Annotated in this window: 15 protein-coding genes; 6 read left to right on the forward strand and 9 right to left on the reverse strand. The window is 60.5% G+C overall.

Features of this window, described 5'->3' with window-relative positions; genetic code table 11:
* Positions 1 to 38 precede the first annotated feature (38 nt).
* Positions 39 to 1685, forward strand: a complete 1647-nt coding sequence (groL, locus tag JWU58_RS06490; RefSeq protein WP_016773419.1) for a chaperonin GroEL — start codon at positions 39 to 41, stop codon at positions 1683 to 1685.
* 188 nt (positions 1686 to 1873) lie between these two features.
* On the opposite strand, the gene JWU58_RS06495 is transcribed toward groL, so the two are convergent.
* Positions 1874 to 2617, reverse strand: coding sequence for a phosphatase PAP2 family protein (locus JWU58_RS06495; protein WP_206421638.1), 744 nt, complete (start codon positions 2615 to 2617; stop codon positions 1874 to 1876).
* A gap of 208 nt (positions 2618 to 2825) precedes the next feature.
* On the opposite strand from JWU58_RS06495, the gene colR reads away from it, so the two are divergent.
* From colR to JWU58_RS06520, 5 genes are all read left to right on the forward strand, one after another.
* Complete coding sequence (colR, locus tag JWU58_RS06500; RefSeq protein WP_016773421.1) at positions 2826 to 3509, forward strand: two-component system response regulator ColR; 684 nt, start codon at positions 2826 to 2828, stop codon at positions 3507 to 3509.
* Positions 3499 to 4782 carry a sensor histidine kinase gene (locus tag JWU58_RS06505; RefSeq protein ID WP_123443727.1) on the forward strand — a complete coding sequence of 428 codons (1284 nt, stop codon included), beginning with the start codon at positions 3499 to 3501 and terminating at the stop codon, positions 4780 to 4782. The genes colR and JWU58_RS06505 overlap by 11 nt, the downstream gene beginning before the upstream one ends.
* A gap of 149 nt (positions 4783 to 4931) precedes the next feature.
* Positions 4932 to 5600 carry a class I SAM-dependent methyltransferase gene (locus JWU58_RS06510; RefSeq protein WP_071173442.1) on the forward strand — a complete coding sequence of 223 codons (669 nt, stop codon included), beginning with the start codon at positions 4932 to 4934 and terminating at the stop codon, positions 5598 to 5600.
* Positions 5601 to 5603: 3 nt separating this feature from the next.
* Positions 5604 to 6320, forward strand: coding sequence for a lipopolysaccharide kinase InaA family protein (locus JWU58_RS06515; protein WP_130899986.1), 717 nt, complete (start codon positions 5604 to 5606; stop codon positions 6318 to 6320).
* Between the two features lie 2 nt (positions 6321 to 6322).
* Positions 6323 to 6550, forward strand: a complete 228-nt coding sequence (locus tag JWU58_RS06520; protein WP_016773424.1) for a hypothetical protein — start codon at positions 6323 to 6325, stop codon at positions 6548 to 6550.
* Between the two features lie 255 nt (positions 6551 to 6805).
* Here the strand turns inward: JWU58_RS06520 and JWU58_RS06525 are convergent, their stop codons facing one another.
* From JWU58_RS06525 to JWU58_RS06560, 8 genes are all read right to left on the reverse strand, one after another.
* Positions 6806 to 9832, reverse strand: coding sequence for a multidrug efflux RND transporter permease subunit (locus JWU58_RS06525; protein ID WP_206421639.1), 3027 nt, complete (start codon positions 9830 to 9832; stop codon positions 6806 to 6808).
* A 13-nt stretch (positions 9833 to 9845) separates the two neighbouring features.
* Entirely contained in the window at positions 9846 to 10994 is a 1149-nt protein-coding gene (locus JWU58_RS06530; protein WP_206421640.1) for an efflux RND transporter periplasmic adaptor subunit, read from the reverse strand.
* Positions 10995 to 11250: 256 nt separating this feature from the next.
* A complete protein-coding gene (locus JWU58_RS06535; RefSeq protein ID WP_110603242.1) occupies positions 11251 to 12351 on the reverse strand; it encodes a DUF1513 domain-containing protein in 1101 nt (366 codons plus the stop codon).
* 14 nt (positions 12352 to 12365) lie between these two features.
* Positions 12366 to 13430 carry an imelysin family protein gene (locus JWU58_RS06540; protein ID WP_024014143.1) on the reverse strand — a complete coding sequence of 355 codons (1065 nt, stop codon included), beginning with the start codon at positions 13428 to 13430 and terminating at the stop codon, positions 12366 to 12368.
* Between the two features lie 27 nt (positions 13431 to 13457).
* Positions 13458 to 14882, reverse strand: coding sequence for a di-heme oxidoreductase family protein (locus JWU58_RS06545; RefSeq protein WP_404940271.1), 1425 nt, complete (start codon positions 14880 to 14882; stop codon positions 13458 to 13460).
* A gap of 280 nt (positions 14883 to 15162) precedes the next feature.
* Positions 15163 to 16515, reverse strand: a complete 1353-nt coding sequence (locus JWU58_RS06550; protein ID WP_024014141.1) for an imelysin family protein — start codon at positions 16513 to 16515, stop codon at positions 15163 to 15165.
* 245 nt (positions 16516 to 16760) lie between these two features.
* The gene (locus JWU58_RS06555; protein ID WP_016773430.1) at positions 16761 to 18812 is read right to left on the reverse strand and encodes a putative bifunctional diguanylate cyclase/phosphodiesterase; all 2052 of its coding nucleotides are present in this window, start codon (positions 18810 to 18812) and stop codon (positions 16761 to 16763) included.
* Positions 18813 to 19141: 329 nt separating this feature from the next.
* Positions 19142 to 19738 carry a superoxide dismutase gene (locus JWU58_RS06560; protein WP_016773431.1) on the reverse strand — a complete coding sequence of 199 codons (597 nt, stop codon included), beginning with the start codon at positions 19736 to 19738 and terminating at the stop codon, positions 19142 to 19144.
* Positions 19739 to 19818: the final 80 nt, after the last annotated feature.

Genomic DNA, 19818 nt, shown 5'->3' on the forward strand with positions numbered 1-19818 from the left:
TTTTCCCGCTACTACAAAGTATTTAAGGAATATCGATCATGGCTGCTAAAGAAGTTAAGTTCGGCGATGCCGCCCGTACCAAGATGCTCAAAGGCGTCAACGTTCTGGCTGACGCGGTAAAAGCGACCCTGGGCCCGAAAGGCCGTAACGTGGTTATCGAGAAGAGCTTCGGCGCTCCGACCATCACCAAGGACGGCGTTTCCGTCGCCAAAGAAATCGAACTGGATGACCGCTTCGAAAACATGGGCGCGCAGCTGGTCAAAGACGTTGCCTCCCGTGCCAACGATGACGCTGGTGACGGTACTACCACCGCTACCGTTCTGGCTCAGTCGATCGTCAACGAAGGCCTGAAAGCCGTCGCTGCCGGCATGAACCCGATGGACCTCAAGCGCGGCATCGACAAGGCGACCATCGCCATTGTCAAAGAGCTCAAAGCCCTGTCCAAGCCATGCGCTGACTTCAAAGCCATCGCTCAGGTCGGCACCATCTCGGCCAACTCCGACAACTCCATCGGCGACATCATTGCCGAAGCCATGGAAAAAGTCGGTAAAGAAGGCGTGATCACCGTTGAAGAAGGCTCGGGCCTGGAAAACGAACTGTCGGTTGTAGAAGGCATGCAGTTCGACCGTGGCTACCTGTCGCCATACTTCGTCAACAAGCCGGACACCATGGTTGCCGAGCTCGACGGCCCGCTGATCCTGCTGGTCGACAAGAAGATCTCGAACATCCGCGAAATGCTGCCAGTGCTGGAAGCCGTTGCCAAAGCCGGCCGCCCACTGCTGATCGTGGCCGAAGACGTTGAAGGCGAAGCCCTGGCGACTCTGGTTGTGAACAACATGCGTGGCATCGTCAAAGTCGCTGCCGTCAAGGCACCGGGCTTCGGCGACCGTCGCAAGGCCATGCTGCAGGACATCGCTGTTCTGACGGGCGGTACCGTTATCTCCGAAGAGATCGGTCTGAGCCTGGAAAGCACCACCCTGGAACACCTGGGTAACGCCAAGCGCGTGACCCTGTCCAAGGAAAACACCATCATCGTTGACGGTGCTGGCGTGCAGGCAGACATCGAAGGCCGTATCGCTCAGATCCGCGCCCAGGTTGCCGAAACCTCCTCGGACTATGACCGTGAAAAACTGCAAGAGCGTCTGGCCAAGCTGTCCGGCGGCGTTGCAGTGATCAAGGTTGGCGCTGGTTCCGAAGTTGAAATGAAAGAGAAGAAAGCCCGCGTTGAAGACGCCCTGCACGCAACCCGCGCAGCCGTTGAAGAAGGCGTGGTACCTGGCGGTGGCGTGGCGCTGATCCGTGCTCTGGAAGCGCTGACCGAGCTGACCGGCGACAACGCTGACCAGAACGTCGGTATCGCTGTGCTGCGTCGCGCTGTTGAAGCGCCGCTGCGTCAGATCGCTGCCAACTCCGGTGACGAGCCAAGCGTAGTCGTCAACGAAGTGAAGAACGGCAAAGGTAACTTCGGTTACAACGCTGCTTCCGGCGAATACGGCGACATGATCGAAATGGGTATCCTGGACCCAACCAAGGTAACCCGTTCGGCTCTGCAAGCTGCAGCCTCCATCGGCGGTCTGATCCTGACCACCGAAGCAGCGGTTGCCGACGCACCGAAGAAAGAAGGTGCAGCTGGCGGCGGTATGCCAGACATGGGCGGCATGGGTGGCATGGGCGGCATGATGTAAGCCAGCCCTGGCCCTGTAACGCAAAACCCCGCTGGCGAAAGTCAGCGGGGTTTTTTATTGCCCAAGTTCAGCATCCACCCGAACCAATGTGGGAGCGAGCTTGCTCGGCGAAAGCGGTCTGTCATCCGACATGCAAGCCAGTTGAGCCGCCAATTCGCGAGCAGGCTCGCTCCCACAGGTTGTTTATTTCAGGCGTTGATCGGCTGTGTGTTCATCGCCGTCGAAGTCTTGCCAGCCGGGCGATACAGCACCCAGTAATAAGCCCCCAGACAAATCAGCCAGCAGAAAATCGCCGTCCACACGTTGTGCGAAAAGAAGTGCGCACCCTGCATCATGCGGCTGATCGAGAACACCGAGCCCAGCGCAAAGGCGAACACAAACGCCTGCCGCGCCAGTCGCGGGCGGCGGTCACGCAACACGAAGAACAGTGCAAACAGGGTGAACCCGGTTGCCGCATGGCCACCCGGCCAGCAACGTCCCGGCTTGTCCGTGGCGGGGCGATGCTCCATCAGTTTGCTGTAGGTCTCGTGACCGCCGAATTGCTCCAGGCTCCACGGGCATTGCACGGCAGTGACGGCTTTGACTGGAGTGACAAACGAAGTCGCCAGCCCCAGCGACAGCACCAGGCAACCGAGTTCACGCTTGAACGGTTTCAGCCGTTCGATGAAAAACGCCCCGATGAAACCCAGAATGGCAAACACCGAGAAGCCGATCACCAGCTGTTTCGCCCGGTCATGCAGGATGTCTTCAAGAAAATAGCTGTGCCGCCCGATGAAATCCCCCGCGACCGGGTCGTAGAACATTTGCGCCAGAACCATGTCCAGATCGGTCAGTTCGAGCAACAGCAGAATGATCGCCGCCACGGCGGGAATGCCCAGACACAACCACCAGTTCAGCGGTCTTGAAGCGGGAAGGGCAGAGGTCGACACCATGACAGGTTCCTTGGTCGATGAACGGAGGAGAGAGCGTAATCGCGCGGAGTCTGCGCGCGCTGGCGTCGGCGATTTGTTAACCGAAAGTGAAAAAAACGTCGCAGCGCGCGCAGTGCAGGTTTATCGAAAAACGCCCCTAGCCCTGAGCCACACTTGGCCGTAAGCTGCGCGGGCCAAGACGGCCGTTACCCGTTCGGAGGAGATGTCCATGCGAATTCTGCTGGTCGAAGACAACCGTGACATCCTGGCCAATCTGGCCGATTACCTGGGCATGAAAGGCTATACCGTCGATTGCGCACAAGACGGCTTGTCCGGTCTGCACTTGGCGGCGACCGAGCATTACGACCTGATCGTGCTCGACATCATGCTGCCCGGCATCGACGGCTACACCTTGTGCAAGCGCCTGCGTGAAGATGCCCGGCGTGATACGCCGGTGATCATGCTCACCGCCCGCGACCAACTCGACGACCGGCTGCAGGGCTTCAAGTCCGGCGCCGACGATTACCTGATCAAACCATTTGCGCTGTCCGAACTGGCCGCCCGCGTCGAAGCGGTCATGCGCCGTGCTCAGGGCGGCGGTCGCCGGGCATTGCAGGTCGGTGATCTGAGCTACGACCTCGACACCCTGGAAGTGACCCGCGAAGGCAAGCTGCTCAAGCTCAACCCGGTCGGTCTCAAGCTGCTCGCAGTGCTGATGCAGAAGAGTCCGCACGTGCTGCGTCGGGAGATTCTCGAGGAAGCGCTGTGGGGCGATGACTGCCCCGACAGCGACAGCCTGCGCAGCCATGTTCACCAGTTGCGCCAGGTTATCGACAAGCCATTCGCCAAGCCACTGCTGCACACCGTGCACGGTGTCGGTTATCGCTTGGCCGAGGGGCGAGATGGAGTTTAAGCAGAGTCTTTCCCAGCGGATCATCATCGCCTTTGCGCTGATGAGCGCACTGGTCGCCGGCGCTTTCGCCATGGGCATTGTTGCGACGGTGCACCTGGTGGAGGAGAAACTCATTTCGGCGGGATTGGGCGGTGACCTGCAACGTTTGCTGCTGATGGACAACGTCTCCGACTGGAGCCATCGCCCCGAGCCGGATCAGCTGTTCTATTTCAGCGGCGGGCCGGGGGATTTCGACCTGCCCAAGGATCTGCGTCACCTCGATGCCGGTTTCCACGAGGTCTTTCGCGAGCAGCTGTCCTATCACGCCATGGTCGAAGTGGTGGATGGTCGGCGTTATGTTTTGCTGCAGGATCAAAGTGATTTCGAAGAGCGCGAGCGCGTGCTGTTTGCCGTGGTGCTGGTGGGCTTCGTGCTCAGCCTGGCACTGGCGGTGTTCCTGGGCTGGGTGCTCGCGCGCAAGGTGATGGCGCCGGTGGTGCGTTTGGCGCGGCAGGTTCGGCATCGCGACCAGTTGCTCGGGCTGGCGCCGCCCCTGGCGCCGGATTATGCAGCGGATGAAGTCGGTGAACTGGCGGTGGCGTTCGATGCCACGCTGGGGCGCTTGCGTCAGGCGCTGAACCGCGAGCGTTTGTTCACCAGCGACGTCAGCCACGAATTGCGCACGCCGCTGATGGTCCTCGCCAGTTCCTGCGAACTGCTGCTGGAAAACCCCGGTATCGATCAGCGCGGTCGCGCTCAGGTCGAGCGTATTGCCCGGGCCAGCGAGGAGATGCGCGAGCTGGTGCAGACCTTCCTGATGCTGGCGCGCGCACAGAACGAAGAGGCCGGCGCCGCGCCGCAGCAAAACCTCTCACAAGTCGCCGAAAGCCTGCTGTGCCTGTGGCGCGAACCGATCGAGCGCAAGGGCCTGAAGCTGATGTTCGAGCCGGGCGATCCACCGGACACTCGTTACAACGCGACCTTGCTCAATGCGGTGATGGGCAACTTGCTGCGTAACGCACTGCATTACACCGAAGAGGGTTTCATTCGCCTTACCCTTACCGCCAGCGGCTTCATCGTCGAGGACTCAGGGGTAGGCATTCCCGAGGAAAAACGCGAGGCGATGTTCGAGCCGTTTGTGCGCGGTAGCGAGAAACGTGGCGAGGGTCTGGGCCTAGGCCTGTCGCTGGTCCAGCGCATTTGCGAAAACCAGGGGTGGACAGTCAGCCTGAGCACGATGGACCCCAATGGCTGCCGATTCGAGGTAGATCTTGGCGTGAATACCGGCAAATAGTGGCTCGAGGCTACTCCCGCCCACCTGTCTAAATCCTGTATAACGTTGTAATACTTTGCAGATTTACCTGACAGAATTTTCACAATTGGATGACCTGACGCTGACACACCGCTGCTTAAGGTGGTGTCATCAGAACAGGAGTCCAGATGATGGCCGACCCGATCAAGCTCGATTTTTCCGAAAAGTACGACGACCAACACGCACAACGTTACCTGCGCAAGCACAAGGAAAGCCTTGGCCGCCGCCTGTCGCACTGGCGCGACGAGCAATTGGGTCGCAAGGCTCTGGCGCTGGCGGGGGATCCCGGTCTGGTGCTGGATCTGCCCTGCGGTGCCGGACGCTTCTGGCCAATGCTCGCGGAGAAACCCAACCGGGTAATCATCGGTGCGGACAATTCCGAGTCGATGATCAACACCGCGCTGCAAGGGCAGCCAGCCGATGTGGTCAAGCGTGTACAACCGCTGCACACCTCGGCTTTCGATATTGCTTTGCCGGATAACGCGGTCGACAGCATCTTCTGCATGCGCCTTCTTCACCACATCGGTGAAGCCGAGCACCGCAAGGTGATCCTGCGTGAATTCGAGCGGGTAACCCGTGACAGCGTGATTGTTTCATTGTGGGTCGATGGCAACTTCAAGGCGTGGAAGCGCAAGCGCGCCGAGCTCGACCGGCCGAATCGTGATTACCAGAACCGCTTTCTGATTCCGGCGGCCACGATCGAAAAAGAATTTGAACAGGCGGGTTTCCGCATTCAGGAACAACTGGACTTTATACCGCTCTATGCGATGTGGCGGGTTTACGTATTACGCAAGAGGTAGAGGATGGCAGTGCAAGCAGCAGTTGAAGCGAATGTCGCTCCACAGGATGGTTTCGATTATTACTGGGCCCAGCGTGGCGATTGGGTTGAAGAGCCCAACGTGCGCCGCGGTGGCGAAAGTGGTGTGCAGCGCATCGTCGGCCGTGACGGCCAGTTGCTGTACGCCAAGCGCCAGACCGGGCACATTTATCGCAGCTGGTTGCACCCCTTCGGTCGCCCGACCGTATTGCGCGAACTCGATGCGCTGACCGGCGTGAGCAAACTCGGCGTGCGCGTACCACAAATCGTCTTTTGCGGCGCGCAACCGGATCCGCAACACAAGTGGCGCGCCCTGCTTGTCACCAAATCCCTCGACGGTTTCCAGGAACTGGAACAGTGGCTGGCTGCCGCCGGTGGTCGCGATCAATGTGGCGACGTGGTTTACGAGAAAGTCCTCAAGGATCTCGCCGAAAACCTGGCGCGCATGCACAAGGGGCGCTGGCAGCACAGCTGCATCTACATCAAACACGTTTTCGTGCGCGTCACCGGTGAAGGCGAAGCGGCGCAGGTTGAAGTGGCGTTGATCGATCTGGAGAAGTGCCGTCAGCGTCTGACACCCTATCGCGCCGCGCAGCATGATATGAAGCAACTGCGTCGCCATTCGTCGTTCCGCGATGCCGACTGGAAAAAACTCGTCTACTTTTATGAGACGGCGTTTGGCAGCGCTATCAAAGGTTTATAGCGATGAAACTCGAAATTGCACGAGGTTTGTTCCTGGTCGGGGCCTTGGCAGTTGCTTCACTGGCGGTGGCTGCCTGGGAGCAGCCGCGCATGCAGGTCATAGGAGCGTCCGGGAACGACGCTCATTGTTCGGTTCCACGGGTGGCGAAAGCCTCCGTGGCGACCCAGCCCGATCATGATTTGCTGTTGTTCATGTTCGGACTGTCTCAGGGAATGAGGCCAGCCAGTTGAAACGATTGAAGCCCAAATAAAAGGCCTCGCAATTGCGAGGCCTTTTATTTGGGATACGGATTGTGTAGGAGCTGCCGAAGGCTGCGATCTTTTGATCTTGCTTGATCGTTCCTACGCTCTGCGTGGGAACGCCTCAAAGGACGCTCCGCGTTCCAATGGGATGCGGAGCGTCCCGAGCTGCATTCCCACGCAGAGCGTGGGAACGATCAAAATACCGCATTCGCGAGCAGGCTCGCTCCCACAGGGAAATGTGCATTATCTGGCATTTGGCTTGGCGAGGAAGGTATAAACACACGGCAGCACGAACAGCGTAAACAGCGTGCCGATCGACATCCCCGTCGCAATCACCATGCCGATATCAAAGCGGCTCACGGCTCCCGCACCGGTGGCCAGAATCAGCGGCACCATGCCGAACACCATTGCCGCCGTCGTCATCAGCACCGGGCGCAAGCGAATTGCCGCTGCTTCCTCCACCGCTTCACGGGCGCTCAAACCCTTGTCCTTGCGCAACTGGTTGGCGAATTCGACGATCAGGATGCCGTGCTTGCTGATCAGGCCGATCAGCGTCACCAGCCCGACCTGGGTGTAGATGTTCATGCTCGACCAGCCGAGGAACAGCGGAATCAGCGCGCCGCAGATCGACAGCGGCACGGTCACCAGAATCACCAGCGGATCACGGAAGCTTTCGAACTGTGCGGCCAGCACCAGAAAGATGATCGCCAGCGCCAGGGCAAACGTGACCCACAATGCGCTGCCTTCCTGCACGTACTGGCGCGAGGCACCGCCGTAATCGAAGGCAAACCCGGCCGGTGCTTCTTCGCGGGCAATCTGCAGCACGGTGTCGATGGCTTCGCCCATGCTCACCAGCGGGAAACCGGAAATCTTCGCCGCGTTGAGCTGCTGGAACTGGTTGAGCTGGCGCGGTCGTGCGCGGTCGCTGACCTTGATCAAGGTCGACAGCGGCAGCAATTCGCCCTGAGTGTTTTTCACGTAGTAATTGTTCAGCCAGTCCGGGTTGTCGCGGTAGGCCCGTTCGACCTGGGCGATGACCTTGTAGCTGCGCCCGTCGATGGTGAAGCGGTTGATCTCCGCCTCGCCGAGCAAGGTCGCCAGCGTGCTGCCGAGGTCGAGCATCGACACGCCCATCTGCGCGGCCTTGTCGCGGTCGATATCGACGACTACTTCCGGCTTGTCGAATGCCAGATCGAGGTCGACGAAGGCGAACTTGCCTGACTCCATGGCGCGTTTCTCGATGCGCTCGGCGACTTGCAGCAGCAGTTCATAGTCATTGGCGGTGTTGACCACGAATTCGAAGGGCAGGCCTTCACCGGTGCCGGGCAGGGAGGGCAGGTTGAAACCGAAGATCTGCAGGCCGGGAATGCTCTCCAGTTTGCTCTGCACCTCGGGGAGGATTTCCATCTGCGTGCGGCTGCGCTCGTTCCATGGCTTGAGCAGGAAGCCGCCGATACCGGCCTGCACGCCGTTGTAGCCGTTGATCTGGAACGAGGAGTAGTACTCGGGAAACTCTTTGAAGATGGTGATGAATTCGTCGGTGTAGGTGCTCAGGTAGTCGAGGTTGGTCGGCTGCGGTGCGCTGGCCATCATGAAAATGATGCCTTGATCCTCGTCCGGGGCCAGTTCCGACTTGGTGAACTTGAGAAACACCGGAATCAGGCACAGCACGATCACCGCGAACACCAGCACCACCGGCCGGGTATTGAGCGTGCCGTGGAGCATGCTTTGATAACGGCGCTTGAGGCCTTCAAAGACGCGGTCGAGGCGATGGGCCAGTCCGCCGGGATTCTCTTCGTGGCGCAGCAGAAACGCGCACATCATCGGCGACAGCGTCAGGGCAACGACGCCAGAAATCACCACTGCTCCAGCCAGGGTCAGGGCGAACTCCTTGAACAACGCCCCGGTCAGCCCGGTGAGGAAACCGATCGGCGCATACACCGCCGCCAGGGTGATGGTCATCGACACCACCGGCATGGCAATTTCCCGCGCGCCTTCCAGGGCTGCGTCGAACGGCGTCTTGCCTTCCTCGATATGTCGGTGGATGTTCTCCACCACGACGATCGCATCGTCCACCACCAGACCGATGGCCAGCACCATGGCCAGCAGCGTCAGCAGGTTCATCGAATAACCCATCATCTGCATGAAGAACATCACGCCGATCATCGACAGCGGAATGGTCACCACCGGGATCACTACCGAACGCAGCGCGCCGAGGAACAGGAACACCACGACGATGACGATCAGCACCGCTTCGAACAGGGTTTTCACCACCTCATCGATGGAGGCCTGAATGAACAACGTCGCGTCGTAGGCGATTTCGCTTTTCAGGTTCGGCGGCAGCTGCGCTTCCAGCTCGGGCATCAGCTTGCGCACCTCCTTGATCACGTCCAGCGGGTTGGCGCCGGGGGTGGCCTTGATGCCGATGTACACCGACGGCGTGCCACCGAACGAGCTGATCGAGTCGTAGTTTTCCGCGCCCATTTCCACCCGCGCGACATCACGCAGCAACACACGGCTGTCGCCATCGACCTTGAGCGGAATCGCCGCGAAGGCCTCGGCGGATTTCAGTTCGGTGTTGGCGTTGATGCTGGTGACGGTGTACTCGCCTTTCACCTCGCCGGCGGCGGAGAGGAAGTTGTACTGGCGCACCGCCGCGGTCACGTCGGCGGCGCTGAGGCCGAAGCCGGCGAGTTTCACCGGGTCGAGCCACAGACGCATGGCGAACACCTGATTGCCGAGAATTTCCGCTTCGGCCATGCCCGGCAGCGTCGCCAGTTTTGGCTGGATGACCCGCGACAGGTAGTCGGTGATCTGCGGGTTGCTCAGGTCCTTGCTGAAGAAACTGATGTACATCAGCGCCGAAGCGTCGGCGGATTCCTTGCTCAGCACCGGGTCTTCGGCGTCCTGCGGCAGCTTGTTCTTCACCTCGTTGGCCTTGGCCAGCAGTTCGGTGAACAAGCGGTCGGTGTTGGCACCGATGCGCGCGTAGATCGAAATCACCGAGAAGTTCTGCCGGCTGACCGAGGTCATGTAATCGATGCCTTCGGCGCTGGCCAGGCTCTGTTGCATCGGCTGGGTGATGTAGCCCTGAATGGTTTCGGCGTTGGCCCCGGGATAAGCCGTGGTCACCGTGATCAGGGCGTTTTCCATTTGCGGGTACTGGCGCAGCGGCAGCTTGCTCCAGGCCTGGAAGCCCAGCAGCACAATCAGCAGGCTGACCACGGTGGCGAGCACCGGGCGGCGGATGAACGGATCGGTAAAAGCCATGGGAATTCCTTGATCAGTCGACGCGAGGCGGACTGTTCTGCTCGCCGAGGGTCTTGTCGTCGCTGATGGCAATGTTGGCGCCGTTGTCCAGTTTGATCTGGCCCGCCGTCACTACTTGTTCGCCGCTCTGCACGCCCTTGTTGATCATCACCAGGCCATCGCGGCGTTCACCGGTTTCGACGAAACGACGTTCGGCGATCAGCAGCGGTTGGCCGTTGTCATCCTTGGCGACGCTGCCGTCCTCGGCCTTCTTCTGCCCGACCACGTACACCGAGTTGCCGTACAGGGTGTAGGTGATCGCGCTCTCCGGCACGACGATGTGCTTTTGCGGATCAGGCAGCAGCACTTCAAGGCTGGCGAACATCCCCGGCAGCAGCTTGCCGTCGGGGTTGGCCAGGGTGGCGCGGACGAGGATATTGCGCGTGGTGCTTTCGACGATCGGGTTGATCGCGCTGATCTTGCCGGCAAAGTTCTGCCCCGGATAAGCGGCGACGGTGAACTGCACGGGCTGACCGATAGCGAGTTTCGGCACCGCTTGTTCCGGCACGTAGAAGTCAGCGTAGAGGCTGCTCAAATCCTGCAACGTGGCGATTTTGGTGCCGCTGGCGAGGTAGTCGCCAACGTCGACCTGACGGATGCCGATGGTGCCGCTGAATGGCGCGAGGATGCGCTTTTTCGCCAGCGACGCGTTGAGCTGATTGACCGTGGCCTTGTTCTTTTGCAGCACGGCGGAGAGGCGGTCGTACTCGCCTTTGGAGATCGCGCGGCTGTCGACCAGTTGCGCGCCACGGCCGAAGTCCAGTTGCGCCAGGCCGAGGTCGGCGCGGGCGGTTTCCAACAGAGCGGTCTCGACGGCGCTGTCGAGTTGCAGCAACGGTTGCCCGGCCTTGACCTTCTGCCCGGATTCGAATTTGAGTTCAGTGACGGTGCCGGAGACTTCCAGACTCAAGTCAACACCTTGCAGCGCCTTGAGCGTGCCGACGGTGGGCAGACGCATCTGCCACGGCTGTTCGCCGGCAGTGGCTACGGCGACGCTGATCGGCGGCTTGGGCTTGGAAAAGCCCTGGATCATCGTGTAGATCGACAAGGCTTTATAACCGCCCAGCACCAGGACGAGCAGCAAAACAACACCCAACATGATCAGCATGCGGCGACGCAGCATATGTCCAGTTCCTTGGATAAATCATGAGACAGGCGGGCACATTACTCCGAGTCAGGTGGGGATTCCAACTGGCAGTTATTACGTGAAGGCCGGATATGAACCCTGTGGCGAGGGGATTTATCCCCGTTGGGCTGCGAAGCGGCCCCCTGAATCCTTCAGTCATACCGCAATTGCAGTTTTAAGGGCGGCTGCGCCACCCAACGGGGATAAATCCCCTCGCCACAGGATGGGGGGGCATCTCAAAAATGAGCGGGTATCAGGCCATCAAGTGCAGATGGTTGTCCCAGAGCCCCGCCGGCAATTCCAGCGGCTTGGCCAGCAGCTGTTCCTGCCGGCAATCGTAGTAACGGCAACGGCCCTGACCCGAGGTCACGACAAAGCCATCCTTTACCGCACCAACGCCGGCGCAATCAGGCAAAGGCGCATCGAGGCGCAGTTCGCCGCTGTCCAGATCCCAGATAAAGAAACGATTGCCGCGCGGCGCCGTCAACGCGACCAGACGCAGATCGCTGTGCACCGCAACACTGGCGGTGTAGTGACCCATCGCCTGCAACTGATCTTCCGCTACCGGGAACGCCACGAACGCTTGCCCGGGTCGCTTGATCGCCAACAGCTCCGAGCGCTCGTGGGACGGCCCCATGAATTGCTGGCCGGCAACGATGGTGCCGTCACTGGCGATGCCCAGGTGGCGCACGCTGTTCATCTGCTGGGCGAGGGTTTCCTTGCTCAGCAATGTGCCGTCGCGCTGCATCAGCACCAGGCTCGGTTCCATGGCGTTGAGATTCATGTCGACGCGGCTTTCCGCCTCGGTGCGAATGCCGCCGTTGGCCACCACCAGCGTCTCGCCGTCGGGCATCCACGACACCTGATGCGGGCCGAGGCCGTGGGTAGAAATCTCGCCCGTGTGCACCAGCCGCTCGCCTTCGAACTTATACACACCGAGCAAACCGCGACCAGGATCGGTCGTATCGTTTTCGGTGGCGTACAGGTATTCGCCGTCCTTGTGCACCACGGCGTGGCCGTAGAAGTGCCGGTTCGGCTGCGAGGTCACGGTCTGCAGCAACGTGCCGTCGCGCAGGTCGATCAGGTAACTCTCGGTACCCGGACGCCGTGCAACGAACAGCGCCAGCGGCTGCGTCGGGTGGTTGATGATGTCGTGACAACGCTGGCCGACGTGGGTAGCGAACACCCGCGTACCGTCGAGCCGATAGCCGACGGCGTAATGCTTGCCGTCAGTATCGTCACGCGCCGACAGCAGCAGCGGGCTCTGATCCTTGCGTTTGAACAGCGTCCAGCCGCCCAGCGTCACTGCTCCCAGCAGTGCACTACCTAAAGTCAGAACCTGACGTCGCAGCATGGCACTCGCCCTCATCAGTCACCGTCGTTGGCGTTGAAGCCCAGTTGGATGCCCAGCGCCTTGGCCAGCTCACCTTCATGCAGGCGATGGACGACGTTGAGGCTGTCGTAGATATCGTTGAGTTGCTGGCGACCGGCGTCGTCTTCGAGCATTTCGCCCAGCGAGCGCTGGGTGCTGTCGAACAGCTTCAGCGACGCGGCATAAGCGGCATCGATCTTGTCCGCCAACGGCTTCTGTTCGGCCGGCAGCAGACCGCGCAGGCCTTTGTTGTCGACGCCTTCCCAGACGGTTTTGGCCGCGGCAAGGCTGGCTTCCAGTGCGGTCAGCGACGACTGGCTGCGCCACGCATCCGCCTGGAACGGCTGCGGCACGCCTTTGCTCTGGCGGCCCATCGGCGTGCCGAGTTTTTTCTTCAGGGTATCCAGTGCAGTCACTTGTACGCGCAGCAGATCGGCGATCGCTTCGTGGGAGTCGGCATAGCGCTGGTTGGGGAACTTGCTCATCTGCGCGAGCATGCCATCGGTGTTGTTCCAGCCCTGCAGGATCTCTTCGGCCAGTTGCTTCTGGCGCTCGCCGATGGCGATCAGCAGAGGGCAGTATTTGGCTTTTTGCGCATCGTTGGCGACGTCAGGCTTGGCGTCGAAGAGGATGTATTCGTAAGCCGACAGGCCCTGCACCACGACGCTGGATTTGGCCAGCGCGGCGGCGTCGATCTGCGGCTGGGCGACGACCAGTTGCTCGACCTGACGGCCGACGAGGTTTTTCTTGTCCGGCCAGAACTGCACTTGCCACGAACGGTTGCCCTCTGCCAGCGGACCGATCAGCAGCGGTTGCAACTCGGCCCAGGCTTTCTGCGCGTGGAGGAAGTCGGCACGGGCGGTTTCCAGGCTTTCCTTGCCCTGGCAGTAGGCGAGGGCGCTGACCGCCAGTTGCCGGTCGGCTTCGACCCAACGGGTGTAGGTCGGCAGGATCACCGATTTGGCGATCGCCGCCGAGGTGACCGCTTGCGGATCCTGCGGCGAGCAGGCGCCGAGGGCGAGCGCGGCAAGGCTGGTGAACAGTAACTTGGGACGGAACATGTCGGGCTCCCGATGCTTTTTCAGTATTTAAAGTGAGTTCAGAAACGCCAGCAACGCAGCGCGCTGCTCGGCATTGAAAGACAAAACCTGTTGCTGCGCCGCCGTCGCTTCGCCGCCATGCCAGAGCACCGCTTCGAGCAGGTTGCGTGCGCGGCCGTCATGCAAAAACCGGGTGTGACCGCTGACCGCTTGCGTCAGACCAATCCCCCACAACGGCGGGGTGCGCCAGTCGCGGCCGGAGGCCTTGAATTCCGTGCGGTTGTCCGCCAGGCCTTCGCCCATGTCATGCAGCAGCAAGTCGCTGTATGGACGAATCACCTGATTGGCCAATTCCGGTTCGGCGGCATCGGCGGCAGTGGTGTATTTCGGCGTGTGGCACGACTGACAACCGGCCTGGAAAAACAGATTCTTGCCGGCCAGCACCTGTGGATCGTTGACGCCACGGCGCGCCGGCACTGCGAGATTGCGGCTGTAGAACAGCACCAGCCGCAGGATGTTGTCGCTGACTTCCGGTTCGCCGTCCGGGCCATTACCGTTCGGCGCCTGTTTGCAGGCGGTTTGCGCCTCGGTGCAATCGTCGAACGGCCGCAGGCTGGTGGTCAGGCCCATGTCACCCGAGAACGCATGAACATTCTGTTGATTGAGATTCGGCTGCCCGGCTTTCCAGCCGAACCGGCCGATGACGGTCTTCTGCAACTGGTCATCCCAGACCTGGTTGGGCCGGCCGTTGATGCCATTGTTCTCTTTCGCCTGGGCGGCGGCGTTGGCGAGGATCGCCTCCTCGGGGATCGCTTCGAGCAGGCCCAGACCAATCATCGGCGGCGCCACCCGCGCGGAAAAACGCGTGTCCGGGTGCATCGGGCCGTAACCGAGTTGATTGATCTGCAGGGTCGGTTTGCGCAGCTCGACTTCAGTGCCGTCCTTGAAGCGTACCGGCACCGGCGTGTAGTCGACCCGCACCTTGCCTTCCGGAGCAACGCCGGGCACGGCCATGTCCTGGAATTGCCCGCCATACACCGGCTCCGGCACTACGCCGAGCTGTCCGATGACTTTGGCGTATTGCGGCGCGTCGGGAATCGACAGGCGCACCAGCATCGACACCGCATTGGATGCGTCAGGTGCCGGCGGATGCCCGCGACCGTCCTTGATGTGGCAGTTCTGGCAGGCGTTGGTATTGAACAACGGGCCGAGGCCGTCGCGCGCCGTGGTGGTCGACGGCGCGATCACCCACGGGCTGCGAAAGAAACTGTTGCCGACACTGAAATCCACGCGCCGCGAGGGCGGCAGGTTGGCCGATGGCAGGGAGAAGGCGTTCTGATCGCTCTTGCGCACAGTCGCCGCACCGCCCGAACGCGCTTCCCCCGGCTCGGCCTTGGTGAAACGCGGGGCGTCATCGCAGGCACTCAGGCCCAGGGCCAGCAACAGTGCGGACAAGCGAAGCGGCAACGACAGCATCAGACATCCTGCAAACGGGCGAAAACAAAGGCGCAAAGTCTAACAGGGCGGGGGAGTTTGAATAAGAGGAATTATCGTTTGCTTGATATCGCGCAAGCCTTGAAGCGCATGCCAACACTGTGGGAGCGAGCCTGCTCGCGAAAGCGATGCCCGACGCGCTGTAAATGCTGCGCCGGATCAAGCCTTCGCGAGCAGGCTCGCTCCCACAGGGATAGTGGTGTGCCAATAATGAAAAAGGCGACCCGAAGGTCGCCTCTTTTTGACGCGGACGCTGCGATCAGAATTCGTGATCGGCGTTGTCCGGGTTCAGGTCGCTGATGCCCAGTTTGCCCGCTGCCGCTTCGATCGAGCCGGTCTGCTTGACCAGCGCGGCGATGGCGTCGCGAACGACCTGGTTGCCAGCGGTGTTGCCGGCAGCGATCAACTGGTCGTAGTGCTCACCCTTGTTGGCGTGATCGACCATGACCTGGATCTTCGCTTCGGTCGCGGCCAGATCGGCTTTCAGCGCGGTGTCGGCAGCCGGGTCGGCCTTGGCTACCAGCGACGACAGGCTGGCGCCGGTCAGCTTGGTGCCGTCAACACGGGTGTACTCGCCCAGGTAAACGTTACGCACGCCTTTAGCGTCGTAGAAGTGCGAGTAGTGGGTGTTGTCGCTGAAGCAATCCTGCTCGTCTTCCGGGGAGTTGGCTTCCAGGGAAACCTTCATGCGTTCGCCCGCCAGTTCACCCAGGGACAGGCTGCCCATGCCGAAGAGCATTTTGCGCAGGCCGGTTTCGCCTGGCTCGGCTTCCAGGGTGGCACGGTAGTTGTCGGCCACGTTCGGCTTCCAGTTGCCGACCATTTCTTCCAGGTCGCTGACCAGCAGTTGGGTCACGGCTTTCAGGTAGGCACGACGACGCTCGTTATGACCACCGGTGGCGCCGGCGCCTTCCAGATAGTCCGAGGCCGGACGGTTACCAGCGCCAGGGCCGGTGCCGTTCAGATCCTGGCCCCAGAGCAGGAATTCGATCGCGTGGTAGCCGGTGGCAACGTTGGCCTCGGAACCGCCCAGCTCGTTGAGGCTGGCGAGTTTTTCCGGGGTGATCTCTTTCACGTCGACTTTGTCTTCGCCGACCTGCACTTCGGTGTTGGCGATGATGTTGGCGTTGGCGCCCGGGTTACCCAGTGCGTGCTCGTAGGATTTGTCGACGTAGTCGATCAAGCCCTCGTCCAATGGCCAGGCGTTAACCTGACCTTCCCAGTCGTCGATGATGGTGTTGCCGAAGCGGAATACTTCGCTCTGCAGGTACGGCACGCGTGCGGCGACCCAGGCAGCCTTGGCGGCTTTGAGGGTGTCGGCGTTCGGCTTGGCGAGGAACGCGTCGACGGCGGTTTGCAGGGTTTTCGCGGTGGATTCGGCATCGCTGTAAACGGCGAAGACCATGTCGGCGTAGTGCGCGACCACAGCCTTGGCGGCGGCATCGTCAACTTTACCGGCGGCAGGAGCAGGTGCAGCGGCAGGGGCTGGAGCAGCACTGCTGGAAGCCGGAGTCATTTCGGAGGCTTTTTCTTTGTCCTTGCCTTCGCCGCAACCGGCGAGGGAAATAGCGATGGCCAGCAGACTGGCGGTAGCCAGAGGCATACGAATCATGGCGAACATCCTGCTTCGGTAGTTGAGTGGACTGGCGCCGGGGGCGCGCAAAACTGCGACATAATGCAAATCTTTCGCATTATGTGTAAAGGCGTGCTTGGAAATATTTCTTATTTGCGCAAGAAGATCAAAAGATCGCAGCCTCGTTTCACTCATCAGCTCCTACAGGGGGAACGCATTTCAAATGTAGGAGCTGCCGAAGGCTGCGATCTTTGCTTTTATAAAAAAGCTGCGATCTTTTGATCTTATAAAATAGCCGCGTTGCTGCGTTGCGCCTGCTTGAGGTAAATGCCCAGCTCCCGCGCCGGCAGCGGTTTGCTGTAGTGGTAGCCCTGACCTTCGTGGCAACCCTCGGAAATGATGTAGGTTTCCTGCTCGGCGGTTTCCACGCCTTCGGCAATCACCTGCATGCCCAGGCTCTTGCCCAGTTGAATGATCGCGCGAACGATGGTCGCGTCATCGTCGTCATCGAGCAGATCCTGAACGAAGCTCTTGTCGATCTTGATCTTGTCCAGCGGCAGGCTTTTCAGATAACTGAGGGACGAGTAGCCGGTGCCGAAGTCGTCGATCGCGATCAGCGCACCGGAGCGGCGCAGGCTGAGCAGATGCTGGGCGGCGGTGGTGATGTCTTCCATCAGGCCGGTTTCGGTGACTTCCAGTTCCAGACTGCGCGGCGGCAAGCGGTACATCTGCAACAGGTTGTTGACCACCCGTGGCAGCTCGGCGTGGTGCAGTTGCACGGTGGACAGATTGACCGCCATGCGCAGATCGACAAAACCCTGATCGTGCCACTCGCGCAATTGCTTGCAGGCCTGATCGAGCACCCACTCGCCGATGGCGATGATCGTGCCGTTCTGTTCCGCCAGCGGAATGAACAGGTCCGGCGGCACCAGACCGTGTTCCGGATGTTGCCAGCGAATCAGCGCTTCGACGCCGACCACGCGGTGATCGCGATAACTGATCTGCGGTTGGTAGACGAGGTAGAACTGGTCGCGGATCAGCGCATCGCGCAAATCCTTTTCCAGCTCGCGACGACGGCGCATCTCGCTGTCGACGCTGGCGATGTAGAACTGATAACGATTGCGCGAGCGGGTCTTGGCCAGGGTCATGGTCTGCTCGGCTTTCTGCAAAAGCTTCTCGGTGCTGTCGCCGTCCTCCGGAAACAGGGTGATGCCGATGGTCGCGCGCAGGCGGATCTCCTGATCGTCGAGGGCGAAGGGCGCCTCGAGGTCATCGAGAATGCTCTGCGCCAGTTCTGCTGCTTCGTAAGGCTGTTCAATGTCGGCCTGCACCAGCGCGAACTGATCGCCGCCCAGGCGAGCGAGCGCGCCAAGACGACCACTGTGGGCACGTAAACGATCGGCCAGGGCCAGCAGCAATTGGTCGCCGGTCTGGTAGCTGAATTGCTCGTTGATGCCCTTGAAGTCATCCAGGCCGACGCACAACACCGCGACGCGGCGCTGCAATTTGCCGGCATCGACGAGAATCTTGTCCAGTTGCTGCTGCAATTGCTGGCGGTTCGGCAGACCGGTGAGGAAGTCGTACTGGGCCATGCGCAGCAGGCTGTTTTCCGCTTCGTGGCGCAGGTGGGTGTTGCGTTCGATGGACTCGAGCAACTGGTTGGCGGTGTTGATCCACAGGCCCAGCTCGTTTTTTTCGTGGCCCTTGATCTGCGGAATCTTGTGCTCGCTGGGGCGATCCGGATTGATCTCGGTGAGGTGCTCGATGATTCGTGACAGCGGTTTGGTCAGCAGCCAGTGATAGACCAGATACAGCACCAGGCCCAACGCCAGTGCGCGCAACACCCCGGAAATGAAAATGATCACCGAGCTGACGATGAAACCTTCGCCATAAGTGGCGGTGTCGAGGGTGATGCTCAGGTCGCCGTAGTATTCGCTGTACGGACCGCGGCCGACCAATTGCGTGGTGAAGGTGCGTTCCTGGCCGAGAATCAGGTCGGTCAGCCAACGGCTGTTGGAATGCTGAAGTTCGCGGGATTTCTGCGCCAGCATGGCTTCGTTGGGGTGGCCGATGGAGGCCTGACGCACGGCGTCGTCCTGGAACAGCCCTTCGATCACCTGCATGCCCATTTCCCGATCCAGGCTGTACACGGCCTGGGTCGATGGATCGCGGAACATGTCGAGGATGCGCTCGGCGTCGCCGGCAACCGCCTGACGGGTCTTGTAGGCATCGAAGACAATCTGCGCGCAGCTCAAGACTACGCCTACGATCAATGCCGACAGGAGCACGACCCGGAGCAACTTCACCGACAAGCTGTTCTTGAGTTCCAGCTTCAAAGGGTTATTCCTTGTTCCGTGCGGGTAGCGTCAAGTTGCCATGAGTATTGGCAATCCCGGGTTGGCAGTCAAAGGGACAATCAGGCACGGGAAAAGTCGCCGTGATCCTGGCCGCATTGTCGTCATTTGAGTAATAGCTCTGAATCAACTGTGTCGTTTGCAATTGCCTTCAACTTGAGCACTGGGCCAAAGATTTTTTCCTTTCTGTGATGGTAGACGGCTGGGGGCTGGCGGCAAACGGCGTGAAGCTGCTTTTACCGTGCGAGAAACGCCATGCGCCGGGCATAAAAAAACCCGGCCGAAGCCGGGCTTTTCATCGGGCGCGCAGCTTAAGCGGTGAAGGTTTTGCCTTCGAACTGCTCGGCCACGAACTTCCAGTTGACCAGGTTCCAGAACGCTTCAACGTACTTCGGACGCAGGTTGCGGTAGTCGATGTAGTAAGCGTGTTCCCAGACGTCGCAGGTCAGCAGCGGGGTGTCGCCGCTGGTCAGCGGGTTGCCGGCGCCGATGGTGCTGGCCAGGGCCAGGGAACCGTCAGCCTTTTTCACCAGCCAGCCCCAGCCGGAACCGAAGGTGCCGATCGAGGTTTTGCTGAATTCTTCCTTGAACTTGTCGAACGAACCGAACGCTGCGTTGATGGCATCTGCCAGGGCGCCGGTTGGTTGACCGCCGGCGTTTGGCGCCAGGCAGTTCCAGTAGAAAGTGTGGTTCCAGACCTGAGCGGCGTTGTTGAAGATGCCGCCCGAAGAAGTCTTGACGATTTCTTCCAGGGTCTTGCCTTCAAACTCGGTGCCTGGCACCAGGTTGTTCAGGTTCACGACGTAGGTGTTGTGGTGCTTGTCGTGGTGGAACTCCAGGGTTTCCTTGGAGATGTGCGGCTGCAGGGCATCGTGTGCGTAAGGCAGCGGCGGCAATTCGAAAGCCATGATGATTCTCCTAATCAGGTCTGTTGCGGTGAGCGCAAGGCCGATCACGGGCGGCCGGAAATGCACCGGCGAGTTTTTAC

Origin of the sequence: Pseudomonas atacamensis, from assembly GCF_017167965.1 — a bacterium.
Lineage (GTDB): Bacteria > Pseudomonadota > Gammaproteobacteria > Pseudomonadales > Pseudomonadaceae > Aquipseudomonas > Aquipseudomonas atacamensis.

Coding starts and splice junctions, on each gene's coding strand:
- groL (WP_016773419.1), top strand. CDS start 39: ATGGCTGCTAAAGAAGTTAAGTTCGGCGATGCCGCCCGTACCAAGATG.
- JWU58_RS06495 (WP_206421638.1), bottom strand. CDS start 2,617: ATGGTGTCGACCTCTGCCCTTCCCGCTTCAAGACCGCTGAACTGGTGG.
- colR (WP_016773421.1), top strand. CDS start 2,826: ATGCGAATTCTGCTGGTCGAAGACAACCGTGACATCCTGGCCAATCTG.
- JWU58_RS06505 (WP_123443727.1), top strand. CDS start 3,499: ATGGAGTTTAAGCAGAGTCTTTCCCAGCGGATCATCATCGCCTTTGCG.
- JWU58_RS06510 (WP_071173442.1), top strand. CDS start 4,932: ATGGCCGACCCGATCAAGCTCGATTTTTCCGAAAAGTACGACGACCAA.
- JWU58_RS06515 (WP_130899986.1), top strand. CDS start 5,604: ATGGCAGTGCAAGCAGCAGTTGAAGCGAATGTCGCTCCACAGGATGGT.
- JWU58_RS06520 (WP_016773424.1), top strand. CDS start 6,323: ATGAAACTCGAAATTGCACGAGGTTTGTTCCTGGTCGGGGCCTTGGCA.
- JWU58_RS06525 (WP_206421639.1), bottom strand. CDS start 9,832: ATGGCTTTTACCGATCCGTTCATCCGCCGCCCGGTGCTCGCCACCGTG.
- JWU58_RS06530 (WP_206421640.1), bottom strand. CDS start 10,994: ATGCTGCGTCGCCGCATGCTGATCATGTTGGGTGTTGTTTTGCTGCTC.
- JWU58_RS06535 (WP_110603242.1), bottom strand. CDS start 12,351: ATGCTGCGACGTCAGGTTCTGACTTTAGGTAGTGCACTGCTGGGAGCA.
- JWU58_RS06540 (WP_024014143.1), bottom strand. CDS start 13,430: ATGTTCCGTCCCAAGTTACTGTTCACCAGCCTTGCCGCGCTCGCCCTC.
- JWU58_RS06550 (WP_024014141.1), bottom strand. CDS start 16,515: ATGATTCGTATGCCTCTGGCTACCGCCAGTCTGCTGGCCATCGCTATT.
- JWU58_RS06560 (WP_016773431.1), bottom strand. CDS start 19,738: ATGGCTTTCGAATTGCCGCCGCTGCCTTACGCACACGATGCCCTGCAG.